Genomic DNA, 17,708 nt, shown 5'->3' on the forward strand with positions numbered 1-17,708 from the left:
TAAATTAATTACCGCTAGATTTACCTGCTTCGCCTAGCTCAAGCGCGAGCAAATCTTTAAGGTCCTGACGCCCTTTTTCTGACATGCTCAGCAATGCGTTCATATCGTGCTTGATGGTACGGGCTGACTCAATCTGCTCTATATCATGACGCTCAAAGTGTTTAATGATTTTTGCGGCAGAGGTTGGCGTTTCACCGAGTGCCAACAAAGCTTGCTTGGCAGCCACTAATGAAGAATAGAAAGTTTCGCGTATAGGATCTAAGCCTATATCAAGCAGATCAAAAGCATCGGTTCTACTACGCGCCCTTGTAACAACAGCAAGTGTAGGCCACCTCTCTCTTACAAGCTTACCAATATGCAGGGCAGCCACAGGATCATTCACAGAAATCACCAACAGTTTGGCTGTGGCTATGCCGGCCTCCTCCAGCAAATCCAACCTGGATGCATCGCCATAATAACAACGCCATTTAAACTTGCGCATCAGATCAACCTGATTCGGGTCATTATCAATTAGCGTTGCGGCAATACCCTTAGCTAGTAAAACCCTACCAACAATTTGGCCAAAACGACCAAAACCCGCAATGATTACTGAATTGTTTTCCTCAATATTATCCTTAGGGCGCTCGCCGCATTGTAACGTTAAAAATCGATCATAAAGTAACAACAATATAGGAGTGATAAGCATAGATACCGCCACAATTGCATTAAGCACATTGTAAATCTCACGCGGAATAGTATTTTGTGTGAATGCAATGCCAAATATCACAAACGCAAACTCACCAATTTGCGAGAGCGCGGCACCATATAACAATCCATCTCTCAATGAGTATTTAAATACATAAGCCAAACCTAACAATATCGTTATCTTTACTAGTACAACGAGTAAGGCTAATCCAAAAATCATCAATGGTGAGTTTGCCAATAACGACAGATCTACAGACATACCGACCGCAATAAAAAACAAACCTAGTAGTAAGCCTTTTACCGGTTCTATATCCAGCCTCAGCTCATAGCGATACTCTGAATCTGCTAACAATACGCCTGCCAAAAAGGTGCCTAATGCCATAGACAAGCCTACAGATTGCATTGCCAGTGATACACCAATCACTAGCAACAATGAAAATGCCACGAAAATCTCACGAATCTCCGTTTGTGCAACAATACGCATAATGGAACGCAGCAAAGTTCTACTGGCAACGATAATAGCGGCGATCACAGCTAATGCTTTCGCGACTGCCCATACATCAAAACTAGATTGGCCGCTATCTGGTGCAATAAATGCCAGCAACATAAACAATGGAATAACAGACAAATCCTGAAACAGCAATGTGGCAAATGATGCTTGCCCTCCATGCGTGCTTAATTGTTTTTTTTCTGCAAGTGCAGTAAGTCCAATCGCAGTAGATGACATTGTCACACCCATGCCAATCACAATAGCTACAGGCCATGAAAAATGCATCATGTGCGCAATAATTGCTATCAGACCTAAAGTGCTAACGACCTGCAGGCCACCTAGCCCTAGTAATATCTTTCGCAGCTCCCAAACTTTTTGAGACTCAAGCTCAAGCCCAATCAAAAACAGCATTAGCACAACACCAAATTCAGCAAAATGCAGAACATGTTCAGGATCTGGAATCAGCTTCAACGCATAAGGACCAATCAATATACCTGCGATTAAATAACCAAGTACTGAACCCAAACCTAATCTTTTAAAAATTGGCACAAGCAGTATGGCTGATGATAAATAGATCATCGTTTGAATCAGAAAGTTAGAGGTGCCCATAAAAAGTAACCGTTTTTTGATATTGATAATAAATGTAGCGTTATTTATGCTCAGCTTGTTTTGCATGCCCTTTAACATTAAGCGACATTGGAATATTCGAGTAAATTTCCGCCTCACGCAGGTTACATGAATCCCCACAAATATGCATCATATGCTAGCTAACTGAGCAATAAATACCACAAAAATAATTAATATTTAACTTTAAAAAAACAATTAAGATAATGAATATTAATAATTAATTAAGATGCAAGTAAAATGCAGAAAGAAAAATTCTAGAAATTAAACTATTACATGACAGAAGATTAGGTGAAGGACTTATATGAATATATTGCCCGCATGTTGCGCAAAAAGCTAACAGCAACTTAAGATTATCGACTAGTAAAAGTGGCTTACAGCAGCTAGCTATTAATGAATAACTGCCTGATTTTTCCCTGTTGATTTTGCTTTATACATTGCTTCATCTGCAGCAGAAATTAGAGCTTTAATACTTTTCACTTGGTCAGGATAAATCGCAATACCGATACTAACCCCCATAAATATATCAGTACCTGTTACCTTAATTACTGGCGTATTGAGCGCCTCAATAATACGATTAGCAAGGATTAACAACTCACTAGCATCGTTAAAGTTATGCGCCACCAACGCAAATTCATCTCCGCCTACCCGCGCAATAAAATCAGAATCACGCAATACGTGATTAATTTTAGCCACAGCTCCGACGAGCGCATCATCACCTGCATCGTGTCCATATTGGTCATTGATCAATTTAAACCCATCAAGATCCATATATAACAAACCAATTTTTTGCTTACTGCGACCAGCCTGTGAAATGGATTTCTTTAGATACTGCTCAAAGTTTCTTCTATTTGGCAAATGAGTCAAAGCATCATGCATTGCAAGGTAACCAAACTCCTCAGCAAGCTCTTGACTTGAGGATGCATGCTCAAACAACGAAATAGTTCTTCTGTAATTAATCAGCAATATACTGATAATTAAGAACACAACAACTAACGATGCTAATTTCAAACGATTAATGGTTAAAGAGAGTGTCACCTCTATACGATCATTCTCATCTCGCAAAATCTTATCGAGTTTATTCACCTCATTAGAAATTTCGTCTGTAAGCACTTTGCTAGCGCCTGTCGAAAATTTCAAATGAGGAGAATATGACCCTGCCGTGAGCTGAACTTGGAGCGTAGATTCAATAGCACTGAATTTTTCTTGAATCAGTTTATCAAGCGTAATTAGAATAGGCGTAAATTCGGCGAAATCTTTTTCACGATTTTTGATTTGAGAAAAAAATAAAGCTGTATCTTTAGCAGCGCGGTTGTATGGCTCAAGAAACTGTACACTACCTGTGAGAAGGTAGCCTCGCAGCCCAGTTTCCGCATTCACAATCGTGTTCATGAGTTTAACTACTTCGTAACGGGTGTCTGCAATTTTAACTTTGCGATCACTCAACACCAACAAACTCTGGGCGCTAAAAAAGACCCATGACATCGCAATCAATAGTATGACTGATGCAACAATCGGCGGTAGTAGAATCTGTTTTCGGTAATTTAGAATAGAGACTCCCCTTCTGAAAGCACCAAAACCTACAACAACAATTTAAATTACATTAAATAGTAAAAAATATCAAAACATTCAACCCATTACAGTATACATAATGCACCAAATATGTGCAAAACGTATATAAAGACTACGTTTAATCACTCATTCTCAACACCATACCCGGATGAATATATTGATTTAAAGTCTGGCGAAGAGTTTTGTTATTTATATTTTAGTTGTTTGTATTTAACTATTCGAGTGTTGCTATTTATGATGGTTCACTAATGGATTAATGCATATACATACCACTTAATCTCATTTCTATTAGAGAAAAAACTTAATAATAATTAAGGATATATGCTATTTTTTATTCCACTTGAATAAAATTACGTGTAGATTGTTAACAATGCACAGTTTTATTTTCGTTATGATTATAGAACTGAAAAACAAAAAACTCTAAAGAGTGAAATATCTTGACAAAACATAGTGTTAAGAATCAATCAACTGGAGAAATAAGTAACCAATCAGTGCATCAGATTGGTGAGGCAAGCTATCGGGCACTCTTTGAATATGCGCCAGATGGCATTCTTATTGCCGACGCCCAAAGTTACTATCTGGATGCCAACCCAAGTATCTGCAATATGCTAGGCTACACTAGAGACGAGCTGATTGGTATGCATGCCACAGATATCGTTGTTCAAAGTGAAGTACCTCATATCCAATCCGCACTGGATATCATTCAAACAAAATCTGACTATACCCGAGAATGGCTGTTAAGACGTAAAGATGGCTCAGTTTTCAGCGCCGAAATCATGGCAACCACTATGCCAGACGGAAGCCTTCTGGGGCTAATACGAGACATTACAGTGCTGAAAGAACAGCAACGTGAAATCTCTCAACTATCTCGGCTTTATGCTGCGCTGACTAAAATCAATCAGGCCATCATTTGGCTACCAACTAGAGAAGAGCTATTTAAACGAGTATGCCAGATACTTGTGAATGAAGGCGGCTTTCAAATGGCTTGGATTAACTGGCATGACAGCAAAACTCAACAACTAACACCAGTAGCCTCTTGGGGCGAACACTGCGATTACTTTAACAACATCAAAATTTATGTAGACAGCAAGCGTGCTGACAAAAGACCAATCAACTTAGCTTTTAGCACTGGCGAGCCCTACATTTGCAACAATATGCTGGAAGATCCAGCAAGGCAAACTTGGTGTGATGATTTAGTTCGCTTAGGCTTTCGCGCTTTAGCCGCTTTTCCGATTCAGGCAAAAGATAAAGTAAGTGGCATTTTAAGCGTATACACCAACCAAACTTTATTTTTCCATGATAAAGAAATTGCATTATTAGCAGAAGCCGCCGGCAACATATCCTTCTCTCTAGAAAATCTAGAACGCGAAGAAAAACGTAAAGAAGCAGAAATTAATGCTAAAAATGAATCATTATTTTCAGACATGATGATTGAGAGCATGCCTGGAATTCTCTATTTTTATAACTACGAAGGCAGGTTCTTACGTTGGAATCATAACTTTCAATCTGTTTCTGGCTACACAAATAGAGAAATCACAAAAATGCACCCATTGGATTTCTTTGCGCCTGAAGAAAAAGCTGCTGTTGCAAATAAAATATCCGAAGTATTTACCAAAGGACAAGCATTTGTTGAGGCGTCGCTATTATCCAAAGATGGTAAGAAAACACCTTATTTCTTTACCGGTCGGAATGTTACTTTCAAAGGCACTGACTGTTTAGTTGGTATGGGTATAGATATTAGCGAAAGAAAAAATGCAGAGTTAAAGCTTAATGAAAGCGAGCAAAAGTATGGTGAACTGGTAGAGTCGGCAAATAGCATCATTTTGCGCTGGAATGCACAAGGCTACATCACTTTTCTTAATTCATTCGGCCTGCATTTTTTTGGATATGCTTTTGATCAAATCGTCGGCAAGCATGTGATTGGGACAATCGTGCCAAATACGGATAGCGCCGGACGTGACTTACAAATGCTGATGCAGCAAATCTGCTTGGATACAAAGGTATTTGAACAAAACATCAATGAGAATACACGCAGCAATGGCGAACGCGTCTGGATTTCCTGGACAAACAAGGTAGTGTTAGATGGACAAGGCCACGTGGTAGAAATACTTAGCATTGGTAACGACATCACTGAGAGATTGCTCGCCGAACAAGAGATTAGAGAACTGAATGCAAGCCTAGAAAAGCGTGTGACAGAACGTACAGAAGAATTACAAACTGCGCTGATCAGGGCTGAAGCAGCAGATAAAATCAAATCAGCCTTTTTAGCGACGATGTCGCACGAACTTAGAACGCCATTAAATTCTATTATCGGCTTTACCGGCATTATTCTACAAGGCTTGGCTGGCCCATTAAATAATGAGCAAACTAAACAGTTAGGTATGGTAAGAGGTAGCGCCAGGCATCTGCTAGAGCTAATTAATGATGTGCTCGATATTTCTAAAATAGAAGCTGGTCAATTAGAGGTAAACTCAGAAACATTTAATCTGGTGGCACTTATTGAGAGAGTGGTTAACTCATTAACACCAATGATAGAAAAAAAAGGCTTAGTCCTGCACACATCGATCAGCAAAGAGCTAGGCGAAATTGTGAGTGACCGCAGACGACTTGAGCAGATACTCATCAATTTAGTTAACAACGCTGCCAAATTTACAGAAAAAGGCAGCATCACTATTACCGCAGAAATAGTCAATGACTTAAAAGACTCATTAGACACCACCCCTACCCGTTTTTTAAAATTGAGCGTCATTGATACAGGCATAGGCATTAAGCCTGACGACCTGGATTTGCTATTTAAGCCATTTCACCAAATTGACAGTGGTCTTTCACGCTTGCATGAAGGCACTGGGCTAGGGCTAGCCATCTGCCGACGGCTGTTAGAGCTTATGGGCGGTCAAATCTACGCTGTGAGTGAGTGGTCAACTGGTAGCAAGTTTACTGTTTTATTGCCAATGGGAACTGAGGTTAAATCATGAAAAAAACTATCCTACTCATTGAAGATAATGAACAGAATAGCTATCTAACCACTTTTCTTTTAGAAACGAATGGCATGAATGTAGTCACCGCAGCAGATGGCGCGACAGGTATTGATTTAACAAAAAAATTACTACCTGACTTAATACTGCTGGATATACAACTCCCCATGATGGATGGTTACGCTGTTGCTAACGCCCTAAGAAAAATAGAATCATTAAAACAAGTTCCGATTATAGCTGTCACATCATACGCAATGGTTGGCGACCGTGAAAAATGCTTGGCCGCCGGCTGTAATGGCTATATAGAAAAACCAATCAATCCTGAAACTTTTGTAGCTGAGATTTCCCTTTATCTAACCACTTGATGAGTTGTACAAGGAAGTTTATGAAGCATATTTTGATTGTTGACGACAAAGAGGAGAACCTTTATTACCTACAAGCGCTGCTAACAGGTAACGGGTATATGGTTGAACTCGCTCGTCATGGTGCTGAGGCACTAGTTAAGGCGCGCCAGAATCCACCTCAGCTTATCGTCTCTGATCTACTTATGCCAGTCATGGATGGCTACACGCTACTGCGCCACTGGAAGAGTGATACTAAGCTTAAAAAAATTCCGTTTATCGTTTACACAGCCACTTACACAGAGCCTGAAGATGAAAAGCTGGCGCTCAGTCTGGGTGCCGATGCTTTCATTCTTAAACCATGCGAGCCAGAGGATTTTCTTGCACGATTTATTGACGTTCTGGTTAAAGGCGTAGCAGCCTCACCTGATATCGCCAGCGAGGTGAATAGCGGCCATAGTGATACGCTCAAAGACTACAGCGTAATACTTATCCGTAAGTTAGAAGAGAAAACACTACAATTAGAAGAAGCTAACCAATTTTTACAGCAAGACATAGCCAGAAGGAAAGAGGCTGAAGATAAAATCCAACATTTGGCCTACTATGATTTATTAACGAACCTGCCAAACAGACTACTCTTGATTGATCGCCTGCAACACACATTAGCAATGAGCGCAAGACATCAAAACCATGGCGCCCTGCTCTTTATTGACTTAGACCATTTCAAAACCTTAAATGACACCAAAGGCCATAGCGTTGGTGACCTATTGCTAGTAGAGGTTGCTAAACGATTACAAACATGCATGCGTGAGGGTGATACATTAGCAAGACTAGGCGGTGATGAGTTTGTGGTGATCCTGCAAGACCTGAGTGAAGATTCATCCCAAGCAGCAGTCCAAGCAGAAACAGTTTGTGCCAAAATTATCTCTGCAATCAACTTACCTTATTACTTAGATAGTTACCTATATCACAGCTCTACCAGTGTTGGTGTATGTCTATTTCGCAACCAAGAGTTTACAGTGGATGAGTTGCTAAAAAGAGCTGACATAGCCATGTATCAAGCAAAAAGTGCCGGGCGCAACACACAACGTTTCTACGACCCTACTATGCAGGCAGCACTGGAGGCTCGCGCTGCATTAGAAAGTGATTTGCGGTTAGCAATCAAAAAAAATCAATTCAGGCTGTACTATCAGATGCAAGTTGACCATTCAGGGAATGTGCATGGTGCAGAAGCACTCATTCGTTGGCAACACCCTCAAAAAGGGCTAGTACCACCGTTACAATTTATACCTCTCACAGAAGAAACTGGGCTAATTATTCCAATAGGGCACTGGGTAATGGAAACAGCATGTGCTCAAATTAAACGTTGGGAAAGCGACCCCCTTACCCGTAATTTACAAGTTGCGGTTAATGTTAGCGCATGCCAGTTTCACGATCCAAGCTTTGTCGAGCGCGCGATTGAAATGTTGAGCCGACACAAAATAAAACCTGGCAACCTCAAGCTTGAGCTTACAGAAAGTCTAGTGTTAGACAATGTAGAAGAAGCCATTATGAAGATGCAGGCACTCAAATCTTATGGTGTACTTTTTTCCATGGATGACTTTGGGACCGGCTTTTCATCACTATCTTATTTAACTAAACTGCCGCTGGATCAATTAAAAATCGATCAGTCTTTTATACGGAATATGTGTATGAATAATAGAGATGCCGTAGTCGTGCAAACGATTATTGGCATGGCAAACAATCTAGGAATTGAAGTCATTGCAGAAGGCGTAGAATCAGAGACTCAGCGTGAGTTTCTAGAGCAAAACAAATGCAACTTGTGCCAAGGCTACTTGTTTAGCCAGCCTTTGCCTATTGACGCGTTTGAAAACAAATTAAGACAAATACATGCAGGATACATAACACAGTCTTAACCGGATGAAAAATGATACTAAATCACAAATCACTATGTTAAGTATGCAACAAATCATAAACTATCACTGCATTTAAAATTAACGTCAGAACACGCCCCGAGCGTGTAAATTTTTATCGAGTTTACGTCACATCCCAAAATAAAAAGACCTGCGCATAAGCACAAGCCTTTGATTTTACTGGTAGGAGATGCGAGGATCGAACTCGCGACAAATGGATTAAGAGTCCACTGCTCTACCAACTGAGCTAATCTCCCGAATACAGGTACCATTATAAACGGTGTGGTTGTTAGACGCTAAAAATCAAGTTTAGCTCTCAGTATACACACCCTTTCAAACCATCAATTCAATCATTATTCATGAGCATTATTGAACGCTACAGTCTTCAATGCCGGTATTGCCGCCTTTAAACTCAGGTTCAAAGTAGAACTTATGAAAGCTCCACTGGCCTTTGGCATTCTTTTTCATTTCGGCAATGCCAGTGCCGTAGTCTTTAGTGCTTTGATCCTGCAACGCAAAGTGCATAGCAACGTGGTGGCCATTGGCGGCAGCGTGGCCTAAATATAGGCCATAACCCGGTACTTCTAGCTTGAAATCGTAGCTCGCATAACTACCTTTACTATGTGCAGGCTTTAGTGCCATGGTCACCACCCCGGTATATTGCCCCTCATGCGCATCATCGCCCACGCAGTTGTATACACCGCTAAAATCCTGCACGGAGGTCTGTTCGGCGTAAGTGCTCAAGCTAACAGAAAGCAATAAAACGCTAATCCAGTATTTCATCTCTAAACCCCTACTTACTGCGTTAGAAATCTAGATTTCATCGTGTCTAGATTCAACTCACTCAAAATATTAGTTATGCGTTCGTTCGCGTTTTTACGTGGATGCCCCGTATATTTGGCAATGATTAACTCGTTTTTCATCGAGTGCTCCCAGCCCACCAACTCGGTGACGGTTACGCTATATCCAGCAGCTTCTAACTGCAGGCAGCGTAGTACGTTGGTAATTTGGCTGCCAAACTCTCGGGTATGAATCGGGTGACGCCAAATTTCGCTCAATGGCGTTTTACCGAAGCTTTCATTTTTATGCTGCCTTAAGGCCTCCGCTACCTCAGCCTGACAGCACGGCACTAGCACCATGTATTTGGCATGTTTTTTTAGTGCAAATTGAATCGCATCATCCGTTGCCGTATTGCACGCATGTAAAGCTGTCACAATATCTACCTTGCTAGGAACAACATCGGAACTAGTCGACTCTTCTACGGTTAAATGTTCAAAGCGCATACGTGCAAAGCTAAGCTGCTGTGCTAACTCTTTAGACTTAGCAACCAGTTCCGCTCGCGTTTCAATGCCAACCACCTCCCCTGCCGCTAACTGTTTCAGCAATAAGTCATACAAGATAAAGCCAAGGTAGGATTTGCCGGCACCATGGTCTACCAGCACTGGGTCGGGATTATGCGCCAACACATCGTTGAATAATGGCTCGATAAAATTCACCAAGTGATACACTTGTTTGAGTTTACGGCGGCTATCTTGGTTAAGCTTGCCATCACGGGTCAGGATATGTAGCGCTTTGAGTAGCTCAATCGATTGATTAGGCTTAATTTCTGGAATATTTTGCATATCGTTATTTTAATGGAAAATAATATTTTTATCTGGCTTGTCGTCAAACTAATCGCAACTGCGTTTTGTATAGCATGAGCACTCAACATCTGTTCCAGACGTTTGTGTTTTGGGCATGTGTGTTCAGGTAGCAAAGTTCAAACAGACCTAGATTTAAATATGCCTGGATTTTAATAAGACTAGATAAGGACATCATGATGAAAAACATTCTCTCAATCACAACTATTTTACTGACCATACTGGCATCCGCATCTGCAACTGCGGATGAAGCCACCCACGAAAAAGTAGGCCTGGATGCACGTGGCGATCGTATCGAACAACGCCTTGATAACAAAGGTGACCGCATTGAACAACGTCTTGATAATCGCGGTGATGCCATTGAAAACCACCTAGATGCCAAAGCAGATAAAGCACGTGAAAAAGGTAATACGAAGCGCGCTAATCATTTGGAAAACAAAGGTGATGTTATTGATCAGCGTTTAGATAACCGTGGTGAGCGCATTGATAACCGCATGGATAGACAAGGTGAACGCATTAACAACCGTATGGATAGACACGCTAAACGCAAATAGCCATCACAAATATTTCATGCATATGGAGCGCGATTTCGACAAACAATATCTCAGTATGAATCATTTTCTTGCAGATGTTGAGGGTCGCGCTTTCCGCATGGCACAGTTCGCCACCGGCAATCGTGACGATGCGCTGGAAATAGTACAGGACACAATGCTAAAGCTAGTACAGAAGTACAGCCAACACCCGGCCACAGAATGGAAAGCATTATTTTACAGCATACTGAATACACGCATTTTAGACTGGCACCGCAGGCAATCGGTACGCAACCGTTTTAGAAGCTGGCTGAATTGGGGTGATGACGAAGGTGAGGAAGCAGAAGATTTGCTGGCTCAACACCCTGGCAATGGCGGCCATGCACCAGACGTTAAATTGCAGGACAGTCAGTTTATGACAAGTTTAAATGTCGCACTCAGCGCACTGCCGTTACGCCAGCAACAAGTATTTTTACTACGCGTTTGGGAAGGCATGGATATCAATGAAACCGCCACCATCATGCGCTGTTCAGCAAGTAGTGTAAAAACCCACTATGCACGTGCATTAGAAAAACTACGTGAGAAGCTAGAGGATCACCAATGAGTACCAATCCTATAGAATTAGCGTCCAAAATCAAGGCCGGCCTAGATGCCAGCGTTCTGAATTTGGATCAAGATACACAACACAGATTAGCATCCATGCGCGCCAGTGCGCTCAAAAAGCAACCGACACGCACTTGGTTAGACTTTAAGGCATGGGGGTCGGCAAGCGCCTTTGCGCTAACTGCGTTGCTGGCGATATTGTTCGTTTCCCCGCCTAAGTACATAAATGACACATTGCCACCGTTGGCAATCCAGCAAAATATTAGTCATGCACAGCCAGAGCAACTTACCATGCTGGAGTTGCTTACTAATGCAGAAGATATGGAAACCGCTACCGATCCGGATTTTTATGTCTGGATAGACGAGGTATTGGCAACTGAGGGTAAAAATAATGCGGTTTAAATTAATTGCCTTAACCGTATTAATACTCGTCAATTCGGCCTACTCCGCAGCAGTGATGGCAGCATCTAACCCACCTTTAGATATCATAGAACTGTTGGGTGAAATGGAGGATGACAGCATGCTAGCCGCAGCATTGACCGAGCTGGATAAGAAACCAGCCAAAACTGCCAACATAAACAGCTCAGAAATCAGCAGTAAACAGCACACTGATACCGCCACACCTGCAGGAGGCAATAAAAAATGAACAGCACTTTCTTTTCCATACTGTATCCCATGTTGCATTCTCAGCAAAAAATCATTGCGCACACCCTGTTAGTAGGATTCAGCTTATTTGCAAATTATGCTTGGGCAGAAGGCGTGGCCTGGGAGTCACTCAATGCGCAACAACAACAAACGCTAAGCGCAGTCAAAGAGCACTGGAATGAATTGCCTCCACATCGGCAGGAAAAGCTGAGCAAAGGAGCAGAAAAATGGGCAAATATGCCACCGGAACAAAGAGAACGTGCTCAGGAAAACATCTCGCGTTTCAAAAACCTGTCGCCAGAAGATAAAGCCCTGGTAAAAGAGCATATACAGAAATTTAGACAACTCCCACCAGAGCAGCGTGCTGCGTTGCGTGAGCGCTGGAAAAATATGTCGCCTGAGCAAAAAGAAACGTTTAAAAACCGTATCAGAAACATGAGCCCAGAACAACGCAAAGAATTACGCGAAAAAATTAAAGCAAGAAAGATAGAGCAACCTCAATAATCAGATACTTATATAAATATTCTATGGAGAGTCACAGATAAAAACTTGAATTGAAGCCGTCAATGCTAAAATAACGAAATTCGTTTAAAGCAATTTTCGTTTCAAGATAGCAAGGCACAAAGCCAAAGAAACCATACTTTAGACACTACACTTTTATGTAGCCAAGCAATAGGTTACATAGTCAGAATTATTGAGGGAATAAAATACATGGCAATTCAATGGTACCCAGGGCACATGACCCAAGCGCGTAAAAAAGCTGAAGAGACCATGGAATTTACCGACATGGTGATTGAGGTATTAGATGCGCGTGTACCTGCAGCCAGCCATAACCCAATGATTGATGAAATGCGCTTATTCCGCCAACGTCCGCAGCTTAAAATTTTAAATAAAGCAGACTTGGCAGATCCAGCCGCCACACAAGCTTGGCTAAACTACTTTAACGCGCAGCCTAATACTAAAGCTGTTGCTCTTTCCTGTAAAAAAGCCGGCGATGCTAAAAAAATTCCCGCTATCTGCAAGAAAATCACCCCGCATCGCGGCACCCACTTAAAACCATTACGCATGATGATTATGGGTATCCCTAACGTAGGGAAATCTACGCTCATGAACGCCCTGCTTAACCGCCGTGTGGCAAAAGTGGGCGATGAGCCTGCTGTTACCAAGAGCCAACAGCGTTTTGATCTAGACGACACCATGAGCATTACCGATACACCGGGCATGATGTGGCCTAGAATCGCTTACGAGTCAGATGGCTACATGCTGGCTGCCAGCCACGCCATTGGCAGAAATGCAGTGATTGATGAAGATGTAGCCACCTTTTTAGCCAACAACCTATTAAAAAGCTACCCTGCTCTGGTGAATGCACGTTATAAGCTAGACGCGATGAAACTTGATGTAACACAAATGGATGGCGTTGACTTACTTGAGGCAATTGCCAAACGCAGGTCTTACAAACGTCACGATGGCTTATGGGATATGGAAAAAACAGCGGTTGCATTTTTAACTGATTACCGCAGCGGCGCTATCGGCCGAGTAAGTTTAGAAACGCCAGCTTCCAGAGCCGCCATGATGTCCAGTTCTCAAGTCAACCCAGTTGATAACGCAGAACAAGTCGAAACACAAGTTGAAGCAACCGACGACTCAACCTCCGCATAACAGTAATCTGCAATGTTAAATTCGATGAATTCGCCTCAACGCGAGGCGGTAAAGTATTTAGACGGCCCACTTCTCGTGCTAGCGGGTGCTGGTAGCGGTAAAACACGCGTCATTACCCAAAAAATCAGTTACCTCATTAACGAGGCGGGCTATGCACCGAAAGAAATTGCCGCGATTACTTTTACCAACAAAGCAGCATTAGAGATGCAAGAACGTGTGGGTAAGCTGATGCAAGGCACCAATATCAAAGGGTTAACCATTGCCACCTTTCACTCGCTGGGCTTGCAAATGCTACGGGCGGAGGCAACTTTGCTTGGCTATAAGCCACAATTCTCGATTTTAGACTCATCCGATAGCTTTAAAATTTTGGCAGATGTACTGGCCACCACAGATAAACAACTGCTACGTAAAACCCAGTGGCAAATTTCCAGCTGGAAAAATGCGTTTATTAACCCGGACCAAGCTAAAGCACAGGCAGATGAAGAACTGACGCACGCCGCTGCCAAGGTGTACCAGATTTACCAGCAAACTTTAAAAGCGTATCAGGCTGTAGACTTTGATGACTTAATCAAGCTACCTGTAGAACTATTTGAGCAACACGAAGATGCACTCAACAAATGGCAGCGTAAACTGCAATACCTGCTAATTGACGAATACCAAGACACCAACGCCTGCCAGTACAAGCTGGTAAAAATGCTCACAGGTTTACGCGGCCAATTTACCGCAGTGGGGGATGATGATCAGGCCATTTACGGCTGGCGTGGTGCCGACGTTGAAAATCTGCGTCAATTAACCACAGACTTTAGCAAACTAAAAGTAATTAAGCTGGAGCAAAATTACCGCTCTACCGTAAGAATATTACGTGCAGCTAACCAAGTCATTTCTAATAACCCTAAATTATTTGAAAAGAAACTTTGGAGCGAGCTAGGCACCGGCGATTTAATTCAAGTCACCGCGGCGATGAGCGAAGAGCATGAAGCTGAAAGCGTAGTCATGAAGCTACAAGCACATAGGTTTGAGCATCGCACATTTTATAAAGATTACGCCATTCTTTATCGCGGCAACCACCAAGCTCGCATACTTGAGCAACATCTACGTAACCATAAAATCCCCTACACAGTATCTGGTGGACAATCTTTCTTTGATAAAGCCGAAATTAAAGACCTCATCAGTTATTTAAGGTTAATTGCCAATGAAGATGACGACCCTGCATTTATTCGCGCCGCCACCACGCCGAAAAAAGGAATTGGCAACACCACGCTAGAGCGCTTGGGTGAATATGCCAGCCTACACAAAATCTCGTTATTTGCAGCAGCTTTCGAAGGTGGATTCCAAAGCGAAATTGGCAACAAGCAACTAGAAGACTTGCTTAACTTCTGTCAGTACATCAATAAACTACAAGATCGCGCGGTGCGAGACCCGGCCAACGAAGTGCTGAATGACTTATTGACAGCTATCAATTACGAAGCGTTTTTATACGACACTGAAGAGCCGCGCGGCGCAGAAGTAAAATGGGCTAACGTGCTGGACTTCACTGGCTGGCTATCTAAAAAAGGTGAGCCTAGTACTGAGTACGGTAATGAAAAAGAAGGCAAAAACCTGCTAGAACTCACGCAGATGGTATCACTCATGAGCATGTTGGAAGGCCGTGAAAACGGCGAGCCCGATGCTGTGAAACTATCAACGCTGCATGCTTCTAAGGGTCTAGAATTCGGTCATGTGTTTTTGATTGGCGCCGAGGAAGGCATACTGCCGCACCGTGAGTCTATCGATAACGACAAAATCGAAGAAGAACGCCGCTTAATGTACGTGGGGATTACCCGTGCTCAAAAATCACTGAATATTTCATGGTGCAAAAAACGTAAACGTGCAGGTGAAATGGAAATGTGCGAACCTAGCCGTTTTATTGCCGAGATTCCTAAAGATGACGTGCGCCACTTCGGTAACCCATTTAATAAAGACCCAGAAGCCAGTAAAGATTTTGGTAAATCCAAAATGGCTAACATTAAAGCCATGCTAAATAAACAGTAAGCTGTTTGTCAAAAACTAGCTGAAAAACTAAATCTGTCAGCATTAAACTATTTAAGTAACAATTAATTAAGTAAAGAATTTGAAAGCCACTCATGCCATACATTACTCTCGATAACGCCTGCCTCGCTTTTGGTCACCATGCCCTGCTCGACCATGCTGCATTTCAGCTAGATGCGGGTGAGCGCGTTGGTTTAATTGGCCGCAATGGTGCAGGTAAATCCAGCCTGCTCAAGGCTATTGCCGGCACGACCAAACTTGATGATGGTACAGTCTGGCGCGCACCTAACGCACGTGTGGTCTATGTGCCGCAAGAACCAGAGCTGGTCGCGACCCACACCGTGTTTGAAGCGGTGGCAGAAGGCTTGGGCAATCTGCAGCAAATCCTCGTGGATTACCATCAGGTCACTCATGATATGGGCTTGCCAGATGCAGATATTGACGCGCTAATGACAAAAATGCAGGCACTTCAGCACGATTTGGATGCGCAAAATGGCTGGGCAGCACAATCGCGTGTGGAGGCAGTGCTTAGCCGCTTAAACCTAGATGCAGATGCACTTATCAACACCCTATCTGGCGGCTGGCGTAAACGCGTGGCTTTAGGTCGCGCGCTAGTGGCCGAGCCAGAAGTCCTGCTGCTAGACGAACCAACCAACCATTTGGATTTAAGCGCGATTGAATGGCTGGAAGATTTATTACTCGGCTTTAATGGCAGCGTACTGTTTATCACCCATGACCGACGATTTCTGGACAAACTGGCGACGCGCATCACTGAGTTAGACCGCGGCAAACTGACTGACTTTATCGGCAACTTCAGTGCGTATCAAGTAAAAAAAGAAGAGTTAATCGCTGTAGAAGAGACCCATGCTGCCAAATTTGACAAGGTACTCGCGCAAGAGGAAGTATGGATACGCCAAGGCATTAAAGCACGTCGCACACGCAATGAAGGCCGCGTGCGCAGGCTGGAAGCACTGCGCTTGGAGCGTGCCGCACGCCGCGAACGCCAAGGCAACGTGAAGTTGAATATCGATGTAGGTGAACGTAGCGGCAAGTTAATCGCCGAGCTTGAAAACGTAAGCAAGGCCTACGGCAATAAAGTACTGATTAAAGACTTTAGCACACGCATACTGCGTGGCGACAAAATTGGTTTACTAGGCCCGAATGGCGTAGGCAAAACTACCTTGCTCAAACTGATATTAGGTGACATTGAGCCGGATAGCGGCTCAATTGAACGTGGCAGCAAACAAACAGTTGCCTATTTTGACCAAATGCGCGAACAGCTGAATGAAGAAGCCACCTTGGCCGATACCATTAGCCCAGGCTCAGACTTTGTACAAATCGGCGAAGAACGCAAACACGTCATTAGTTACCTAGAAGACTTTTTATTTCCACCGCAACGCTCACGTTCACCAGTTAAATCACTCTCTGGTGGTGAGCGTAACCGTTTGCTGTTAGCACGTCTGTTTGCGCGCCCTGCCAACATTCTGGTGCTAGATGAGCCAACCAATGACCTAGATATCGACACACTAGAGCTATTAGAAAATCTATTGCAAGATTTTAATGGCACACTGTTCCTAGTGAGCCATGACCGTGCATTCTTGGAAAATACGGTGACGCAAGTGATTGCGTTTGAGGGCAATGGCGTGTTAACCGAGTTTGGCGGCGGCTATGATGATTGGCAGCGCTTCAGCACCAAACGCGAGGCAGAGAAAGTTGCACAAGCTAAAGCACAGGCCAATAAGCCGGTAAACAAAGAGGCTGCCCCTAAAGCCGCTAGCAGCAAACTCAGCTTTAAAGAACAAAAAGAGCTAGATGAACTGCCAGCATTGATTGAAGCATTAGAGGCAGAGCAAAACAGCATCAATACCACACTGGCAGAGCCCAGCACCTATGAAAACCCTGACCAGGTTAAAATCCTGCAAGCTCGAATAACTGCAATAGATGTGGAAATTGAAGCCAAAATGATGCTTTGGGAAGAGCTAGATCAACGCAAAGCTTAGCAGC

At 43.0% G+C, this 17,708-nt stretch carries 15 protein-coding genes and 1 tRNA gene; 11 read left to right on the forward strand and 5 right to left on the reverse strand.

What is annotated here, in order from left to right:
* Positions 1-4 precede the first annotated feature (4 nt).
* Together MMOL_RS06205 and MMOL_RS06210 are read right to left on the reverse strand one after the other, a co-directional pair.
* Complete coding sequence (locus MMOL_RS06205; protein ID WP_015832163.1) at positions 5-1,783, reverse strand: monovalent cation:proton antiporter-2 (CPA2) family protein; 1,779 nt, start codon at positions 1,781-1,783, stop codon at positions 5-7.
* Between the two features lie 405 nt (positions 1,784-2,188).
* The gene (locus MMOL_RS06210; protein WP_015832165.1) at positions 2,189-3,283 is read right to left on the reverse strand and encodes a diguanylate cyclase domain-containing protein; all 1,095 of its coding nucleotides are present in this window, start codon (positions 3,281-3,283) and stop codon (positions 2,189-2,191) included.
* Between the two features lie 524 nt (positions 3,284-3,807).
* Between MMOL_RS06210 and MMOL_RS06215 the strand changes: the two genes are divergently transcribed.
* The 3 genes from MMOL_RS06215 to MMOL_RS06225 are packed head-to-tail and all read left to right on the forward strand — an operon-like array spanning position 3,808 to position 8,602.
* On the forward strand, positions 3,808-6,345 hold the full coding sequence (locus MMOL_RS06215) for a PAS domain S-box protein (protein ID WP_015832166.1): 2,538 nt from the start codon (positions 3,808-3,810) through the stop codon (positions 6,343-6,345).
* Complete coding sequence (locus MMOL_RS06220) at positions 6,342-6,710, forward strand: response regulator (protein WP_015832167.1); 369 nt, start codon at positions 6,342-6,344, stop codon at positions 6,708-6,710. The genes MMOL_RS06215 and MMOL_RS06220 overlap by 4 nt, the downstream gene beginning before the upstream one ends.
* Positions 6,711-6,730: 20 nt before the next feature.
* Entirely contained in the window at positions 6,731-8,602 is a 1,872-nt protein-coding gene (locus MMOL_RS06225) for a two-component system response regulator (RefSeq protein ID WP_015832168.1), read from the forward strand.
* Between the two features lie 178 nt (positions 8,603-8,780).
* On the opposite strand, the gene MMOL_RS06230 is transcribed toward MMOL_RS06225, so the two are convergent.
* From MMOL_RS06230 to MMOL_RS06240, 3 genes are all read right to left on the reverse strand, one after another.
* Positions 8,781-8,856: transfer RNA gene (locus tag MMOL_RS06230), tRNA-Lys, on the reverse strand.
* 109 nt (positions 8,857-8,965) lie between these two features.
* Entirely contained in the window at positions 8,966-9,382 is a 417-nt protein-coding gene (locus MMOL_RS06235) for a hypothetical protein (RefSeq protein ID WP_015832169.1), read from the reverse strand.
* Between the two features lie 14 nt (positions 9,383-9,396).
* A complete protein-coding gene (locus MMOL_RS06240) occupies positions 9,397-10,221 on the reverse strand; it encodes a class I SAM-dependent methyltransferase (RefSeq protein WP_015832170.1) in 825 nt (274 codons plus the stop codon).
* A gap of 194 nt (positions 10,222-10,415) precedes the next feature.
* Between MMOL_RS06240 and MMOL_RS06245 the strand changes: the two genes are divergently transcribed.
* The 8 genes from MMOL_RS06245 (at position 10,416) to MMOL_RS06280 (ending at position 17,704) form a co-directional block, all read left to right on the forward strand.
* The gene (locus MMOL_RS06245) at positions 10,416-10,793 is read left to right on the forward strand and encodes a hypothetical protein (protein WP_238524357.1); all 378 of its coding nucleotides are present in this window, start codon (positions 10,416-10,418) and stop codon (positions 10,791-10,793) included.
* A complete protein-coding gene (locus tag MMOL_RS06250; RefSeq protein WP_238524358.1) occupies positions 10,747-11,373 on the forward strand; it encodes an RNA polymerase sigma factor in 627 nt (208 codons plus the stop codon). Before MMOL_RS06245 ends, MMOL_RS06250 begins: the two co-directional genes overlap by 47 nt.
* Positions 11,370-11,774: a hypothetical protein gene (locus tag MMOL_RS06255; RefSeq protein ID WP_015832173.1), complete on the forward strand. Its 405-nt coding sequence runs from the start codon at positions 11,370-11,372 to the stop codon at positions 11,772-11,774. The genes MMOL_RS06250 and MMOL_RS06255 overlap by 4 nt, the downstream gene beginning before the upstream one ends.
* On the forward strand, positions 11,764-12,018 hold the full coding sequence (locus MMOL_RS06260; protein ID WP_015832174.1) for a hypothetical protein: 255 nt from the start codon (positions 11,764-11,766) through the stop codon (positions 12,016-12,018). The genes MMOL_RS06255 and MMOL_RS06260 overlap by 11 nt, the downstream gene beginning before the upstream one ends.
* Positions 12,015-12,521: a DUF3106 domain-containing protein gene (locus MMOL_RS06265; protein ID WP_015832175.1), complete on the forward strand. Its 507-nt coding sequence runs from the start codon at positions 12,015-12,017 to the stop codon at positions 12,519-12,521. The genes MMOL_RS06260 and MMOL_RS06265 overlap by 4 nt, the downstream gene beginning before the upstream one ends.
* Before the next feature lie 207 nt (positions 12,522-12,728).
* Positions 12,729-13,676, forward strand: coding sequence for a ribosome biogenesis GTPase YlqF (gene ylqF, locus MMOL_RS06270; RefSeq protein WP_015832176.1), 948 nt, complete (start codon positions 12,729-12,731; stop codon positions 13,674-13,676).
* A gap of 12 nt (positions 13,677-13,688) precedes the next feature.
* On the forward strand, positions 13,689-15,707 hold the full coding sequence (locus MMOL_RS06275; RefSeq protein ID WP_015832177.1) for a UvrD-helicase domain-containing protein: 2,019 nt from the start codon (positions 13,689-13,691) through the stop codon (positions 15,705-15,707).
* A gap of 92 nt (positions 15,708-15,799) precedes the next feature.
* Positions 15,800-17,704, forward strand: coding sequence for an ATP-binding cassette domain-containing protein (locus MMOL_RS06280; RefSeq protein WP_015832178.1), 1,905 nt, complete (start codon positions 15,800-15,802; stop codon positions 17,702-17,704).
* Positions 17,705-17,708 lie beyond the last annotated feature (4 nt).

The organism is Methylotenera mobilis JLW8, from assembly GCF_000023705.1.
Classification (GTDB): Bacteria; Pseudomonadota; Gammaproteobacteria; order Burkholderiales; family Methylophilaceae; genus Methylotenera; species Methylotenera mobilis.

Bases quoted from the DNA above. Each gene is read 5' to 3' on its own strand.
- MMOL_RS06205 (WP_015832163.1), bottom strand. From the start codon at position 1,783: ATGGGCACCTCTAACTTTCTGATTCAAACGATGATCTATTTATCATCA.
- MMOL_RS06210 (WP_015832165.1), bottom strand. From the start codon at position 3,283: ATGTCATGGGTCTTTTTTAGCGCCCAGAGTTTGTTGGTGTTGAGTGAT.
- MMOL_RS06220 (WP_015832167.1), top strand. From the start codon at position 6,342: ATGAAAAAAACTATCCTACTCATTGAAGATAATGAACAGAATAGCTAT.
- MMOL_RS06225 (WP_015832168.1), top strand. From the start codon at position 6,731: ATGAAGCATATTTTGATTGTTGACGACAAAGAGGAGAACCTTTATTAC.
- MMOL_RS06235 (WP_015832169.1), bottom strand. From the start codon at position 9,382: ATGAAATACTGGATTAGCGTTTTATTGCTTTCTGTTAGCTTGAGCACT.
- MMOL_RS06240 (WP_015832170.1), bottom strand. From the start codon at position 10,221: ATGCAAAATATTCCAGAAATTAAGCCTAATCAATCGATTGAGCTACTC.
- MMOL_RS06245 (WP_238524357.1), top strand. From the start codon at position 10,416: ATGATGAAAAACATTCTCTCAATCACAACTATTTTACTGACCATACTG.
- MMOL_RS06255 (WP_015832173.1), top strand. From the start codon at position 11,370: ATGAGTACCAATCCTATAGAATTAGCGTCCAAAATCAAGGCCGGCCTA.
- MMOL_RS06260 (WP_015832174.1), top strand. From the start codon at position 11,764: ATGCGGTTTAAATTAATTGCCTTAACCGTATTAATACTCGTCAATTCG.
- MMOL_RS06265 (WP_015832175.1), top strand. From the start codon at position 12,015: ATGAACAGCACTTTCTTTTCCATACTGTATCCCATGTTGCATTCTCAG.
- ylqF (WP_015832176.1), top strand. From the start codon at position 12,729: ATGGCAATTCAATGGTACCCAGGGCACATGACCCAAGCGCGTAAAAAA.
- MMOL_RS06275 (WP_015832177.1), top strand. From the start codon at position 13,689: ATGTTAAATTCGATGAATTCGCCTCAACGCGAGGCGGTAAAGTATTTA.
- MMOL_RS06280 (WP_015832178.1), top strand. From the start codon at position 15,800: ATGCCATACATTACTCTCGATAACGCCTGCCTCGCTTTTGGTCACCAT.